Genomic DNA, 13169 nt, shown 5'->3' with positions numbered 1-13169 from the left:
AGATTTTCAGAAACCACCCCCCGCCGCGAGCCAGGCTTGCTCCACCGCCGTATTCTCCCGCCCCAGGGCTGTGTTGCGATGCGGGAAGCGGCCGAAGCGCTGGATCACCACGCGGTGGCGCCAGGCATAGTCGATCACGCCCTCGGGCGCCGCCATGCCCGGGAGATCGCGCAGCCCCTCGAACAGCGCCACGGACAGGTCCTGGTCGGCCATCGTTTCCCCATGCTCGAAGGGCAGATACAGGAAGCTGCGCTGCACCGGGTGCAGGGCCAGATCCTGCTTGCGAAGCAGCACCGCCTGCCGCGCGATGGTCCGCCCATGCGGGTCCGAGGCGAAGGCCTCGGCGCGGCCGCGATGCAGGTTGCGTGGGAACTGGTCCAGCAGGATCAGCAGCGCCAGCGCACCTTCGGGGGTTGCAGCCCAATCATCGAGCGCGGCTTCGCGCGCCGGGACCAGAAGCTCGCCGAAGCGGGCGCGGATGCTGGCGTCGAAGGCATCATCCTTGGTGAACCAGGCCTTGCGGAAAGTGCCCGGGCCTTCGCTGAACCAGAAGTCGAGGATCTCGGCGGCTTGTGTCATGTCAGGGCCATATCCAGCAGTCGGATGGAGTGCAACGCGGGGCGCTTCGCCAGGTCGCCGATCTGGTGGCGGCAGGATGTGCCATCGGCGACGATCAGCGCGGTCGGTGCGGTGCGCCGGATATGCGGCAGCAGCGAAAGCTCGGCCATGGCGATGGAAGTGGGCAGCTTCTCTGCATCATAGCCGAAGGCGCCTGCCATGCCGCAGCAGGAGGAGGTGATGGGCGTGACCTTCAGGCCTGGGATGCGGGTGAGGGTGGCGACCGCGGCAGGAAAGTCGCCTACCGCCTTCTGGTGGCAATGCCCATGAATGTGCGCCTCCGCCCCGATCGCCTTCAGCTTCAGCGGCGCCTTGGTCTTCGCCAGCCATTCGGAAACCAGCAGGGCGCGAGCAGCCAGTTTCTCGGCCGCCTCGCCGGGGAGAAGCGCCAAAAATTCGTCGCGCAATGTCAGCAGGCAGGAGGGTTCCAGGCCGAGCACCGGGCTGTCCCATTCCGACAGCGCCGTGAGGGTGCGGCGTGCCTCCGCGCGGGCCTGCTCGACCATGCCGGCCGCCAGATAGGTGCGGCCATCATCCAGCGGCCGCGCGCCACGCGGCGGACGGGCCACGGCCGGATCGGCGCCGGCGGCGCGCAGCACGCGGATGGCGGCGCGCAGATTCTCGGGCTCGAAGTAGCGGTTGAACAGGTCGGGCAGCAGGATGACTTCGTTGGCGCGGCCATCCGGCGCGCGCAGCTCCGCATCGTGGAAGGCGTCGCCGCGGAAGCGGGGCAGGGTGCGGCCGGCGGCAAGCCCCGTGAGGCGCTCCGTCAACTTTGCCATGCCGGGGATCAGGTCGCGCGCGTTGAAGACGATAGGCGCGATGGCGGCAAACGGCGCCCAGCGCGGCATTTCGGCAATCAGCCGGTCGCGCAGCGCCACGCCGCGCGCACGACCGCGGGCATGCGCGGCCTCGATCTTCATCTTGGCCATGTCAACGCCCGTCGGGCATTCGCGCTTGCAGGCCTTGCAGCCGACACACAGCGCCATCGCCTCCGCGACCTCGTCGGAAGCCAGGCCTTCGCGGCCGAACTGCCCGGTCAGCGCGAGGCGCAGCGTATTGGCGCGACCGCGCGTCAGGTGCTGTTCCTGCCGCGTGGCGCGGTAGGAGGGGCACATGGAGCCCGCGTCGAATTTCCGGCAGGTGCCGTTGTTGTTGCACATCTCGACCGCCGACAGCAGCCCGCCTTGCGGACCCGGCCAGGCAGACCATTCGAGCGCCGGTGTTACGCTGGGGTCGGCCGCGTAGTCCGGTCCGTAGCGGAACAGCGTACGGTCATCCATGCGCGGCGGATGCACCACGCGGTTCGGGTTCAGCAGGCCATACGGCAGCGCCGTCGTGCCCGGGTCGAAGGCGTCCTTCACCGCCTCGAACGCCTTCACGATCCGGGCGCCGAACATCGGTTCGTGGAATTCGGAACGCACAATGCCGTCGCCATGCTCGCCGGAATGGCTGCCCTTGTATTCGCGCACCAGGGCGAAGCATTCCTCCGCGATCGCGCGCATCTTCGTCACGTCCTCGCCGGATTTCATGTTGAGCACGGGGCGAACATGCAGGCAGCCGACGCTGGCATGGGCGTACCAGGTGCCCTTGGTGCCGTGGCGGGCAAAGACGTCGTTCAGGCGCTCAGTATAGTCGGCGAGGTCGGCCAGCGGGACGGCGCAGTCCTCGATGAAGGACACGGGTTTGCCGTCGCCCTTCATGCTCATCATGATGTTCAGCCCGGCCTCGCGCACTTCCGCGACGCGCGCCTGGAATCCGGCATCGGTGATGCGGACCACCTGGCCGGGCAGGCCGAGGTCGCCCATCATTTCCTCCAGCCGGTCCAGCCCTTGCAGCAGGGTGGCATCGTCATGGCCGTGGAATTCCACGATCAGCAGGCTGTCCGGCTCACCGATGACAATCTGGTCGATGGTGTCGCGATAAATGGGAATCGACCGGCCGAGGTCGATCATGGTGCGATCGACCAGCTCCACCGCTTCCGGGTTCAGCGTGACAAGGTGCTGGGAGGCCGCCATCGCCTGCCGGAAGGACGGGAACTGGCAGATCCCCAGCACCTTGCGCGGCTTGATCGGCCACAGCTTAAGGTCGAGCGCCGCCGAGAATGCCAGCGTCCCCTCGCTGCCCACCAGCAGCCGCGCCAGGCTGCCGCGGCCGGCGGCGCGGCCGGCGGGGGTCAGCGCATCCAGATTATAGCCGCCGACGCGGCGAAGCTGGTCGGGGAAACGGGCGGCCACCTCCTCCGCCTCCCGCGCCCCGATGGCCCGCAGTTTCGCGACAAGGTCGGCGACGGAGCCGGGCACATCCGGGCCGAGATTCTCGGGGATGTCGCCGAAGCGGAAGCGCGTGCCATCGGCCAGGATCGCGTCGATGGCGTGGACGTTATCGGCCATCAGACCGTAGCGGATGGATTTGGACCCGCAGGAATTATTCCCCGCCATGCCGCCGATGGTACAGCGCTGCCAAGTGGAGGGATCCACCGGATAAAATTTTCCCGAACTCTTCAGCGCCTCGTTCAGCGCGCCGAGGGTGATGCCGGGTTCAACCGTGGCGGTATCGCCCTCGATGGCCAGCACCCGGCGCAGATGCGGCGTGCAGTCCAGCACCAGGGCGCGGTTCACCGTCTGGCCGCATTGGCTGGTGCCGCCGCCGCGCGGCAGCACGGGCACGCCTTCCTCCCGGCAGATCGCCATGGCCGCCGCCACATCCGCCATGCTGCGCGGCACCAGCACGCCCACCGGCATCTGCTGATAGATCGAAGCATCCGTCGCATAGCGGCCGCGATCGCCGGCGGAGAACAGCACCTCGCCCGAAGTCTCCCGCTTCAGGCGCTGGGCGAGGCGGCTATCGGCGATCTTCGTGCTGGCATTCATGCTTGGGGCTCTCCTCCGGCCGTTCTCTACCGCGGCGCCCGCGTCGACGGTCATCTATAAATCTCATCAATCCGACAAGGCTTACTCATTGGCAGTCAGCATGGTCTGCGGCTAGCTATCGGGGCAGCGAGGGAGCCAAGACACGATGGCCTATTTCCAGTCCAAGCCCAATTCCGGCCGCCATTTCCTGCAGATCCCCGGCCCCTCCAACGTCCCGGACCGCATCCTGCGCGCCATGGATCACCCGACGATGGACCATCGCGGCCCGGATTTCGGCAAGCTCGGCGCCCAGGTGCTGGAGAAGACGAAGGCCATCTTCAAGACGAAATCGCATGTGGTGATCTACCCCGCTTCCGGAACCGGGGCGTGGGAGGCGGCGCTGGTCAACACCCTCTCGCCCGGTGACCGCGTGGTGATGTGCGAGACCGGCTGGTTCGCGCATCTGTGGAACGAGATGGCGGAGCGCCTCGGCATCGTCGCCGATTTCGTCAAGACCGATTGGCGCCGCGGTGCCGACGTGGAGGCGATCGAGCGCAAGCTGCGCGACGACAAGTCCCACGCCATCAAGGCCGTCTGCGTCGTGCACAACGAGACCAGCACCGGCGCCACCTCCCGCATCGCCGAGGTGCGTGCCGCCATCGATGCGGCCGGCCACCCGGCGCTGCTGCTGGTGGACACCATTTCGGGCCTCGGCTCGATGGACTACCGGCACGACGAATGGGGCGTGGACGTCACCGTCTCCGGCAGCCAGAAGGGGCTGATGCTGCCGCCCGGCCTGTCCTTCAACGCCATCAGCGCCAAGGCCATCAAGGCCAGCGAATCGGCCAAGCTGACGCGCAGCTTCTGGGACTGGAAACCGATGCTGGCGTCGAACGCCACCGGCTACTTCCCCTACACGCCAGCGACCAACATGCTTTATGCGCTGGACACCGCCTGCGACATGCTGCTGGAGGAGGGGCTGGACAACGTCTTCGCCCGCCACGACCGCATGGCGGAAGCCACCCGCCGCGCCGTCCGCCATTGGGGGCTGGAGGTGCAGTGCGAGGATCCGCGGCACTATTCCTCGGTCCTGACGGCCGTGCGCCTGCCCGAGGGCCACAGTGCCAATGCGCTGCGCGCGACCATCCTGGAAAAGTTCAACATGTCGCTGGGCAATGGGCTCGGCCAGTTGAACGACCGCGTCTTCCGCATCGGCCATCTCGGCGACATTTCGCCCTTGCAGATGGTGGGCGCACTGGGCGGGGTGGAGATGGGGTTGCGCGCCGCCGGCGTGCCGCATCAAGCCGGCGGCGTGCAGGTGGCGATGGAGTGTCTTGGCGGCAACGCCTGAAGCGTTCATCACGCCTGCGATAGGGTGCACGCCAAGGTTGCACCTCCGACTTGGCCCCATGCCATCCTCCGGCCGCCCTTAAAGGGCCAATGGAGGAAACAGCATGAACCGGCTCCCCGATCCGTCGCGCCGCGCCTTGCTCGGCGCGGCCGCCGCGCTCGCCGCGACGCCCGCCGTGGCGCAGCGCAGCTATGGCCCTAACGCCCAGCCGCAGCGCTACCCGGACCCCGACATCATCGCCATCGATCCGAAGCGCTTCAGCGCGCGGCTCGGCAATTCCGCCATCACCCGGCTGCACACCGGCATGGGCTGGGCGGAAGGCCCCGCCTGGCACGCGAACGGCAAATTCCTGATCTGGTCGGACATTCCGAACGACGAATGCCTACGCCTGGTGGAGGAGGACCTGACCACGCATCGCCGCTTCCACAGCCCCTCCGGCTACTCCAACGGCAACACCTTCGACCGCGAAGGCCGCCAGATCGCCTTTCGCCACTTCCACCGCGACGTGGTGCGCTACGAGCCGGATGGGCGCGTGACCGTGCTGGCCGATCGCGGCCCCGATGGCGCCTTCAACGCGCCCAATGACGGCGTGGTCCACCCCGAGGATGGCGCGCTGTGGTTCACCGACCCCGGCTATGGCGGGCTGATGGATTACGAGGGCAACCGCGTGCCCGAATCGGCCCGATCCCCGCGCCCCTTTATCAAGGAGGCGATCTACCGGATCGACGCGCAATCCGGCCAGGTGGCGAAGGTGGCGGATGACGTGTTCAAGCCGAACGGCCTCTGCTTCTCCCCCGACTACCGCACGCTGTATGTCGCCGACACCGGCCGCAGCCACTATCCGGACGCCCGCAGCATCATCTGGGCCTATGACGTGGACGGCCCACGCCTGACCAACCCCCGCACCTTCGCGGAAATGACACTGGATGGCCGAACCGGCATGGTCGATGGCCTCCGCTGCGACGAGGCCGGCAATGTCTGGGGCGCCATGGGCTGGGTGGGGGAAGGCTATGACGGGGTGCACATCTTCGCCCCCGATGGCGCCCGCATCGGCCAGATACGCCTGCCCGAGATCTGCGCCAATATCTGCTTCGGCGGCACGCGCCGGAACCGGCTGTTCATGTGCGCCAGCCAGTCGCTCTACATGGTGCCGGTGGAGACGCGCGGCGCGCATTTCTGCTGACATCCCCGCGGGTCCAGCCCGGGGCGGCGCCGGTCGTGGCGGCTTGTCAGCCCGCCGCGGCCGGCCCACCTTGGGCAGCTCATCGTGGGGAACGGCCGCATGCCGATCGAGGTCTGGACCTGGCCGACGCCGAATGGCCACAAGGTGCATATCGCGCTGGAGGAGTTCGGCCTGCCCTACACCGTGGTGCCGGTGAACATCGGCGCCGGCGAACAGTTCAAGCCGGAATTCCTGGCGATCACGCCGAACCACCGCATCCCCGCCATCGTCGATCCGGACGGGCCGGGCGGGAAGCCGTTTACGCTGTTCGAATCGGGTGCGATCCTGATCTACCTGGCGGAGAAGACGGGCAAGCTGCTGCCGGCCGACCCGGCAGGGCGCTACCGGGCGCTGGAATGGCTGATGTTCCAGATGGGCGGCATCGGGCCGATGTTCGGCCAGTACGGCCATTTCCACGCCTATGCCCCGGAACAGATCCCCTACGCCCAGGCACGCTACGCCAAGGAGGTCGGCCGGCTGCATCGGGTGCTGGACAAACGGCTCGGGGAGGCAGAATGGCTGGCGGGGGAGGCGTACTCCATCGCCGACATCGCCACCTTCCCCTGGATCCGCAATCCGTCCCGCCGGAACATTGATCTGGCGCAATTCCCGAACGTCCAGCGCTGGCATGATGCCATCGCGGCGCGCCCCGCCGTGCAACGCGGCGTGCAGGTGCTGGCCGAGAACCAACGTGTCGGCGCCATGTCCGACAAGGAGCGCGAAGTGCTGTTCGGCAACACCCAGTTCCAGGCCCGCTGAGATGGCCGAGATCGACCACATCGTCATCGGTGCCCGCACCCTTGAGGAAGGCGCCGACTATATCGAGGCGCAGCTTGGCGTCCGCCCCACCAAGGGCGGCGCGCATCCCGGCATCGGCACGCACAACATGCTGCTGAGCCTGGGGCCGCAGCACTACCTGGAGGTGATCGCCGCTGATCCCGACCAGCCGCAACCTACCCAGGCCCGGCCCTTCGACCTGGATGACCCGGCCGTGGCGATGATGCTGGAGGCCGGGCCGCATCTGATCGCCTGGGTCGCCCGCACACCGGTGCTGGATGCGGTGGTCACGCGCCTCGGCGCCAGCCAGGCCGGCGAGGTGAAGGCCTGGTCGCGCGGCGACCTGTCCTGGCGCATGGCATTCCCGCCCCAGCGTCAGGACATGCGCAACCTGATTCCGCCGCTGATCCAGTGGGATGACGGCAAGGGCGCGGCGCCGCGGCTGAAGAAGTCCGGCTGCAAGCTGGTCGCGCTGGAAGCCGAATTCCCCGATGACGAACAATTGCGGGAGGCGCTGCGCCAGCGTGGGCTGGAGGAGGCGCTGAAAGTGCGCCGCAGCCCGCATCCGCGCCTGGTGGCGCGGATCACACGGCCGGACGGCACGGAAGTGGCCCTCAGCAGCGGCTGAGGACGCCCGGGCGGGCCAGCTCCTACCCCCGCCCGGTGCCGCTTTTCAGACCAGACATTGCGGTGTGGTTCATGACCGGGCAGGCTGGTAATGCCACACGCTGGCCGGCGGGAAGTTCATCGGGGTCCACACCTCGCGCTTCGCGGTCAGTCCGAGGGCGCGGTAGGGCAGTGGCGAGGTGATGCAGTAGGTGTACAGCAGGAAACCTTTGCCAGGGGCCACCGCCTCCACCGCATCGACGAAGCGCTGCTGGTCCGCCCGCGGCAGCAGCACCAGGGGAATACCGCAGATCGCCGTGCCGACCTTTCCATGCATCGCTTCGGGGAGCGCCTTGGCCAACTCGAAGGCATCGCCGCAAATGACGTTCACCCCGGGCAGCGCCGCCCGGAGGTGGTCGGCCATGTCGCGCACGATCTCGACCACCACCAGCTTCTCCGGCGGCACGCCGGCGGCGAGCAGGGCGCGGGAGATCACGCCCGTGCCGGCGCCGAGCTCCACCACCACCTCGTCCTCCGCCCGCCGCACCAGCGCCGCGATTCGCCGGCACAATGTGTCCGAGGACGGGATGATGGAGCCCATCTGCAATGGGTTCGCCAGCCAGCGCTTGAAGAACAGGCTGGCATTGGCGACCTGGCGGTGGCCAGCGCCGGTCGCGGCGGCTTCGTCTCGCGTGATGTCCGACACCGATTTCTCCTTGACAGATTTGTGACCATGTGCATCAGGTCGACATCTCGCCTTGTAGCTGGATTGTTCCCGCGTCGCCAGACATGCGCGGGCGCGCCGGTCCGGCGCGGGCAGGTGGTCCGATGACGGCTCGTATCCTCGTCGTCGATGACATCGCCGCTAACCTCCGGCTGCTCGAGATCAAGCTGCTGAACGAGTATTACGAGGTGGCGATCGCCGCCTCGGGGCCCGAGGCACTGACCACCGTCCAACGGTGGATGCCGGACGTCGTTCTTCTCGATGTCATGATGCCGGGCATGGACGGCTATGAGGTCTGTCGCCGGATGAAGGCGCAGCCCGGAACGGCCCATATTCCCGTCGTCATGATCACCGCGCTGACGGACCCAGCGGAGCGGGTGCGGGGGCTGGAGGCGGGGGCGGATGACTTCCTTTCCAAGCCCGTGGACGATGCCACCCTGTTCGCCCGGCTGCGCGCCCTGCTGCGGATGAAGCAGGTATTGGACGCCTGGCGGCTGCGCGCCGAGACCGCCCGCGACCTGGGCTTCGAGCCACCGCCCGGCCCCTCGCCCAGCGTCGCCGGCGCCCGCGCCCTGATCGTGAACGAGGATACGGCGGAGGCGGAGGCGCTGGGCCTGGTCCTCGGCGCTGATGGGATCGAGGTGGCGCATTGCGCCGACCCGGCGGAATCCTGGGACATCCTGCAGGATGGGCTGCATGATGTGGTGCTGCTGAGCCTGTCGCTGGATGGCGGCGATGCCTTGCGCCTGGCGTCCCGCCTGCGCGCGCACGCCAATACGCGGGATGTGCCGGTGCTGCTGGTGGCAGACCCGGGCCAGAAGACCCTGGTGCTGCGTGGCTTCGACCTGGGCGCCAACGACCATGTGATTCGCCCGGTGGATCCCAACGAGTTGCGCGCCCGGGTGCGCAACCAGATCCGCCGCAAGCGCTACCAGGAAAGGCTGCGCGCCGATCTCGACCGCAGCCTGGAGATGGCGGTGACGGACCCGCTGACCGGGCTTCGCAACCGCCGCTATGTCCGCCGGCACCTGGAAGGCGTGTTGCGGAATTCCGGTGCGGCCGTGCTGCTGATGGATGTGGACCGCTTCAAGCTGGTGAACGACACCCACGGCCACGCCGCCGGCGACGTGGTGCTGCGGGAGGTGGCAGAGCGGGTCCGCGGCCATCTGCGCGCCGCCGATGTGGTCGCCCGCTATGGCGGGGAGGAATTCATGGTGGTGATGTCCGGCGCCGCGACCGAGGATGGGATGCTGGTCGCGGAGCGCCTGCGGGCGGCGATCGCCAATGTGCCCATCGTGGCGGAGGGCATCACGCTCAACATCAGCATGAGCATCGGCGTCGCCGCCGGCGGCATCGGCGCGCAGGCGGATGACGTGGTCAGTGCGGCCGATGCGGCGCTGTATCGCGGCAAGAACAACGGCCGGAACCGTGTGGAAGCGGCCGTGCCGGCGGATTGGCCCCCCAGCGCAGACCAGGGCAAGGCCGCCGGCCGCGGCGCGCGGTAGCGGCCCGGCCCGCATGCAACGCAAAAAACCGCGCCAGACCCGGGGTCCGGCGCGGCCTCAGCCGATCAACAGTGCCAGGGGGCGCTCCCCCAGCGGATTACTTGATCTTGGACTCGCGGAACAGCACGTGCTTCCGGGCGACCGGGTCGTACTTCTTCATCTCAAGCTTGCCGGTGGCGTTCCGGGTGTTCTTCTTGGTCACGTAGAAGTAGCCCGTGGACGGCTCGGCCGTGCTCACCAGCTTGATCAGGATGGTATTGGCCTTGGCCATCGTACAGGTTCCAGAACGGGAAGCGGTTCAAACGGTTGCGGGCGCGCCTTGCGGCCCACCCTGCGAAGGCTGGTGTTCTAGCCCCCCGGCCGGGCAGGTCAAGCCTTCAGTTCGCCATGGCGCCGCTCTGGCGCACCATCGGCGCCCCTTCGGCCTCATGCGGGGAGGAGCACGCCAGCAGGGCTGCACCAGATCCTGCACGACCATGCATGGCGGGACTCGTGGCGCCGGCTATAACGATAGCGATGCGCGACCTTGTCCTCCTCCATGCCCGCCTGCTCGACCCCGCCACGGGGCTTGATGCGCCCGGATCGCTGCTGGTGCGCGATGGCCGGATTGCCGATTTCGGCAGCAATCTCGGCGTGCCGGATGGCGCGGCGACGCTGGACCTGCAGGGCGCCTGCCTCGCCCCCGGGCTGGTCGATCTGCGCGCCGCCCTCGGCGAGCCGGGCGGCGAGCATCGGGAGACGATTGCCTCCGCCGCCCAGGCCGCAGCGGCGGGCGGCATCACCACGCTCTGCGCCCTGCCTGATACGCAGCCAGCCATCGATGACCCGGCGCTGGTCTCCTTCCTGGCCCGCCAGGCGAGCGGCAGCCTGACCATTCTGCCCTATGGCGCCGCCACCCGCGGCTGCGCCGGCAAGGACCTGTCCGAATTCGGCCTGCTGCGGGAAGCAGGCGCGGTGGCCTTCACCGATGGCCGGCGCGCCGTCGGCCCGGCGCGGCTGATGCGCCTGGCGCTGTCCTATGCGCGCGCCTTCGGCAGCTTCATCGTGCAGCATCCGGAGGAGCCTTCGCTGGCCAGTGGCGGCGCTGCCACGGAAGGTGAGCGCGCCACGCGCATGGGCCTGCCCGGCATCCCGCCCGCCGCCGAGGCCATGATGGTGGAGCGCGACATCGCACTCGCCCGCCTGACCGGTGGCCATGTCCATTTCGCCCATGTCAGCACTGCCGCGGCGCTGGAGGCGATCCGGCGTGCCAAGGCGCAAGGCCTGCGCGTCACCTGCGACACTGCGCCGCCCTATTTCGACCTGAACGAGACGGCGATCGGCGAATACCGCACCTACGCCAAGCTCTCCCCACCGCTGCGGGATGAGGCGGACCGGCTGGCGGTAGTGGCCGCGCTCGCGGATGGCACCATCGATGCCATCGCCTCCGACCACCAGCCGCATGATGCCGATGACAAGCGCCTGCCCTTCGCCCAGGCGGAGCCCGGCGGGACGGGGCTGGCCACGCTACTGGCGGTGACGCTGGCGCAGGTGCATGGCGGCAAGCTGCCGTTGCTGGACGCGCTGGGCCTGATGACGGACCGCCCCGCAAAACTGCTGGGCATCGAGGCCGGGCGGCTCCGCAAGGGCGCGCCGGCCGACCTGGTGCTGTTCAGCCTGGAACGCGGCTGGCAGGTGAACTCGGGGAAACTGCCCGGCAAGGCGCAGAACACGCCCTTCGACGGGCGGGCGCTGGAGGGCCGGGTGCTCGGCACCTGGAAGGCCGGCCAGAGGGTGTTCGGGTGAATACCGGGCTGATCCTCGCCGGGTTGCTCGGCTATCTGCTGGGCTCCGTGCCCTATGGGTTGCTGCTGACCCAGGCGGCGGGACTGGGCGATGTACGTGCCATCGGCTCGGGCAGCATCGGCGCCACCAACGTGCTGCGGACCGGCAACAAGAAACTGGCCGTCGCCACGCTGCTGCTGGATGCGGCCAAGGGTGCGGTGGCGCTGCTGCTGGCCCGCTGGATCTGGGGCGAGGATGCGGCGCTGCTGGCCGGATTCTGCGCGCTGCTGGGACACACCTTTCCCATCTGGCTCGGCTTCAAAGGCGGCAAGGGCGTGGCGACCGGGGCGGGGGTGATCCTGGCGGCGCAACCGGCGCTCGGGCTGCTGCTGCTGGCCGTCTGGCTGGCCATGGCGGCGCTGACGCGGATTTCCTCGCTGAGCGCGCTGACGGTCTGCGCCCTGGCGCCGATTGTCGCCGCGCTGTCCGGCGATTGGCGGCTGGCCGGCTTTTGTGCGGGCGTGGCCCTGCTGATCGCCATCCGCCACCACGCCAATATCCGCCGCCTGCTGGCCGGCACCGAGCCGCGCATCGGCAAGAAGGCCTGACGTGACGCCGGCCGAGGCCCTGGCGCGGCTGCGCCTGTCGCGCACCGATGGCATCGGCCCCGCCACCTTTCGCCGCCTGATTGCCCGCCATGGCGGCGCCGCCGACGCGCTGGCCGCCCTGCCGGCCCATGCCGCCCGCAGCGGCCGCGCCTTCACCGCCCCGCCGGTGGCTGAGATCGAGCGCGAGATGATCGCGGTGGCGCGGCTGGGCGGGTCCTTCCTGTTCCTAGACGATCCCGCCTACCCGCCGCTGCTGGCACTGCTGGAGGACCCGCCACCCGTGCTGGCGGTGCTCGGCGATGCCTCCGTGCTGAAGCGCCGCCAGGTCGGCGTGGTCGGCGCGCGGTCGGCCTCCGCCGCCGGGCGCCGGATTGCGGAGGAACTGGCGGCCGGGCTGTGCATGGGCGGCATCGCCGTCACCTCCGGCCTCGCGCGCGGCATCGATGCGGCGGCGCATCTGGGCGCGCTTGGGGCGCATGGGCGGACCGTGGCGGTGGTCGCCGGCGGGCTGGACCAGCCCTACCCACCTGAGAACGCCACGCTGCAGGCGCGCATCGCGGCGGAAGGCGGGGTGGTGGTCAGCGAGGCGCCGCTCGGCACCGCCCCCATGGCGCGCCACTTCCCGCGCCGCAACCGCATCGTCGCCGGGCTGGTGCTCGGCCTGGTGGTGGTGGAGGCCGCACCGCGTTCCGGCAGCCTGATCACCGCCCGGCTGGCGCTGGAGGCGGGGCGGGAGCTGTTCGCGGTGCCCGGCAACCCGCTGGACCCGCGCGCCCGGGGTGGCAACGACCTGCTGCGCCAGGGCGCCCATCTGACCGAGACGGCGGAGGATGTGCTGGCAAATCTGCCGTCCCAGCCGTTGGAACTGCCGCTGTTTTCGCTCGCGCCCAGCCCGGTCAACCCGTCTCCGCCCCCGGTTTCCGCCCCAGAACCGCCCGAATCGCAGGCGCAAATTCTTGAATTTATTGGCACGGTGCCCGTCGCCGTTGACGATCTGGTCCGCCGCTGCCAGCTATCTGCGCCATCCGTCCAGGCGATCCTGCTCGACCTGGAGTTGTCCGGGCTGGTGGAATGCCTGCCTGGCAACCGGGTCGTGCGGTCAGTGACCTGACCGTTAGGGCGATTGGGCGGGCGAAGCGCGC

At 69.1% G+C, this 13169-nt stretch carries 12 protein-coding genes; 8 read left to right on the top strand and 4 right to left on the bottom strand.

Annotation, left to right across the window (positions count from 1 at the left end):
* Window positions 1-6: 6 nt before the first annotated feature.
* Together ACFHNC_RS10885 and ACFHNC_RS10880 are read right to left on the bottom strand one after the other, a co-directional pair.
* Window positions 7-579, bottom strand: a complete 573-nt coding sequence (locus ACFHNC_RS10885) for a DUF924 family protein (RefSeq protein WP_437169241.1) — start codon at window positions 577-579, stop codon at window positions 7-9.
* Window positions 576-3491, bottom strand: a complete 2916-nt coding sequence (locus ACFHNC_RS10880) for an FAD-binding and (Fe-S)-binding domain-containing protein (RefSeq protein ID WP_437169240.1) — start codon at window positions 3489-3491, stop codon at window positions 576-578. Before ACFHNC_RS10880 ends, ACFHNC_RS10885 begins: the two co-directional genes overlap by 4 nt.
* 145 nt (window positions 3492-3636) lie before the next feature.
* On the opposite strand from ACFHNC_RS10880, the gene ACFHNC_RS10875 reads away from it, so the two are divergent.
* The 4 genes from ACFHNC_RS10875 to ACFHNC_RS10860 all read left to right on the top strand — a co-directional run bounded on the left by ACFHNC_RS10875 (window position 3637) and on the right by ACFHNC_RS10860 (window position 7448).
* Window positions 3637-4821 (top strand): pyridoxal-phosphate-dependent aminotransferase family protein, encoded by a 1185-nt coding sequence (locus ACFHNC_RS10875; RefSeq protein WP_437169239.1) that lies wholly within the window; start codon window positions 3637-3639, stop codon window positions 4819-4821.
* Between the two features lie 103 nt (window positions 4822-4924).
* The gene (locus tag ACFHNC_RS10870; protein WP_437169238.1) at window positions 4925-6004 is read left to right on the top strand and encodes an SMP-30/gluconolactonase/LRE family protein; all 1080 of its coding nucleotides are present in this window, start codon (window positions 4925-4927) and stop codon (window positions 6002-6004) included.
* Window positions 6005-6103: 99 nt separating this feature from the next.
* Window positions 6104-6802 (top strand): glutathione S-transferase family protein, encoded by a 699-nt coding sequence (locus ACFHNC_RS10865; RefSeq protein WP_437169237.1) that lies wholly within the window; start codon window positions 6104-6106, stop codon window positions 6800-6802.
* 1 nt (window position 6803) lies between these two features.
* Window positions 6804-7448, top strand: coding sequence for a VOC family protein (locus ACFHNC_RS10860; RefSeq protein WP_437169236.1), 645 nt, complete (start codon window positions 6804-6806; stop codon window positions 7446-7448).
* Between the two features lie 69 nt (window positions 7449-7517).
* Here the strand turns inward: ACFHNC_RS10860 and ACFHNC_RS10855 are convergent, their stop codons facing one another.
* Window positions 7518-8132, bottom strand: coding sequence for a class I SAM-dependent methyltransferase (locus ACFHNC_RS10855; RefSeq protein ID WP_437169235.1), 615 nt, complete (start codon window positions 8130-8132; stop codon window positions 7518-7520).
* A gap of 122 nt (window positions 8133-8254) precedes the next feature.
* On the opposite strand from ACFHNC_RS10855, the gene ACFHNC_RS10850 reads away from it, so the two are divergent.
* Window positions 8255-9655, top strand: a complete 1401-nt coding sequence (locus tag ACFHNC_RS10850; RefSeq protein ID WP_437169234.1) for a PleD family two-component system response regulator — start codon at window positions 8255-8257, stop codon at window positions 9653-9655.
* Window positions 9656-9752: 97 nt separating this feature from the next.
* Here ACFHNC_RS10850 and rpmG read toward each other — a convergent pair whose 3' ends face one another.
* Window positions 9753-9926: a 50S ribosomal protein L33 gene (gene rpmG / locus ACFHNC_RS10845; protein ID WP_168033295.1), complete on the bottom strand. Its 174-nt coding sequence runs from the start codon at window positions 9924-9926 to the stop codon at window positions 9753-9755.
* Between the two features lie 245 nt (window positions 9927-10171).
* Between rpmG and ACFHNC_RS10840 the strand changes: the two genes are divergently transcribed.
* From ACFHNC_RS10840 to dprA, 3 genes are read left to right on the top strand one after another with little or no spacing between them, the layout of a single operon-like run.
* Complete coding sequence (locus ACFHNC_RS10840) at window positions 10172-11440, top strand: dihydroorotase (protein WP_437169233.1); 1269 nt, start codon at window positions 10172-10174, stop codon at window positions 11438-11440.
* A complete protein-coding gene (gene plsY / locus ACFHNC_RS10835) occupies window positions 11437-12027 on the top strand; it encodes a glycerol-3-phosphate 1-O-acyltransferase PlsY (protein WP_437169232.1) in 591 nt (196 codons plus the stop codon). Before ACFHNC_RS10840 ends, plsY begins: the two co-directional genes overlap by 4 nt.
* Before the next feature lies 1 nt (window position 12028).
* Window positions 12029-13138, top strand: coding sequence for a DNA-processing protein DprA (gene dprA / locus ACFHNC_RS10830; RefSeq protein ID WP_437169231.1), 1110 nt, complete (start codon window positions 12029-12031; stop codon window positions 13136-13138).
* The last annotated feature ends 31 nt before the right edge of the window (window positions 13139-13169 follow it).

The sequence above is a fragment of the Falsiroseomonas sp. E2-1-a4 genome (genome assembly GCF_051433165.1).
Classification (GTDB): Bacteria; Pseudomonadota; Alphaproteobacteria; order Acetobacterales; family Acetobacteraceae; genus Falsiroseomonas.
Note: the sequence above shows the minus strand (reverse complement) of the source record. Positions and strands in the feature narration are given on the sequence as shown.

What these genes read in the sequence shown, in the direction of transcription:
- ACFHNC_RS10885 (WP_437169241.1), bottom strand. Translation starts at nt 579, where the DNA reads ATGACACAAGCCGCCGAGATCCTCGACTTCTGGTTCAGCGAAGGCCCG.
- ACFHNC_RS10880 (WP_437169240.1), bottom strand. Translation starts at nt 3,491, where the DNA reads ATGAATGCCAGCACGAAGATCGCCGATAGCCGCCTCGCCCAGCGCCTG.
- ACFHNC_RS10875 (WP_437169239.1), top strand. Translation starts at nt 3,637, where the DNA reads ATGGCCTATTTCCAGTCCAAGCCCAATTCCGGCCGCCATTTCCTGCAG.
- ACFHNC_RS10870 (WP_437169238.1), top strand. Translation starts at nt 4,925, where the DNA reads ATGAACCGGCTCCCCGATCCGTCGCGCCGCGCCTTGCTCGGCGCGGCC.
- ACFHNC_RS10865 (WP_437169237.1), top strand. Translation starts at nt 6,104, where the DNA reads ATGCCGATCGAGGTCTGGACCTGGCCGACGCCGAATGGCCACAAGGTG.
- ACFHNC_RS10860 (WP_437169236.1), top strand. Translation starts at nt 6,804, where the DNA reads ATGGCCGAGATCGACCACATCGTCATCGGTGCCCGCACCCTTGAGGAA.
- ACFHNC_RS10850 (WP_437169234.1), top strand. Translation starts at nt 8,255, where the DNA reads ATGACGGCTCGTATCCTCGTCGTCGATGACATCGCCGCTAACCTCCGG.
- rpmG (WP_168033295.1), bottom strand. Translation starts at nt 9,926, where the DNA reads ATGGCCAAGGCCAATACCATCCTGATCAAGCTGGTGAGCACGGCCGAG.
- ACFHNC_RS10840 (WP_437169233.1), top strand. Translation starts at nt 10,172, where the DNA reads ATGCGCGACCTTGTCCTCCTCCATGCCCGCCTGCTCGACCCCGCCACG.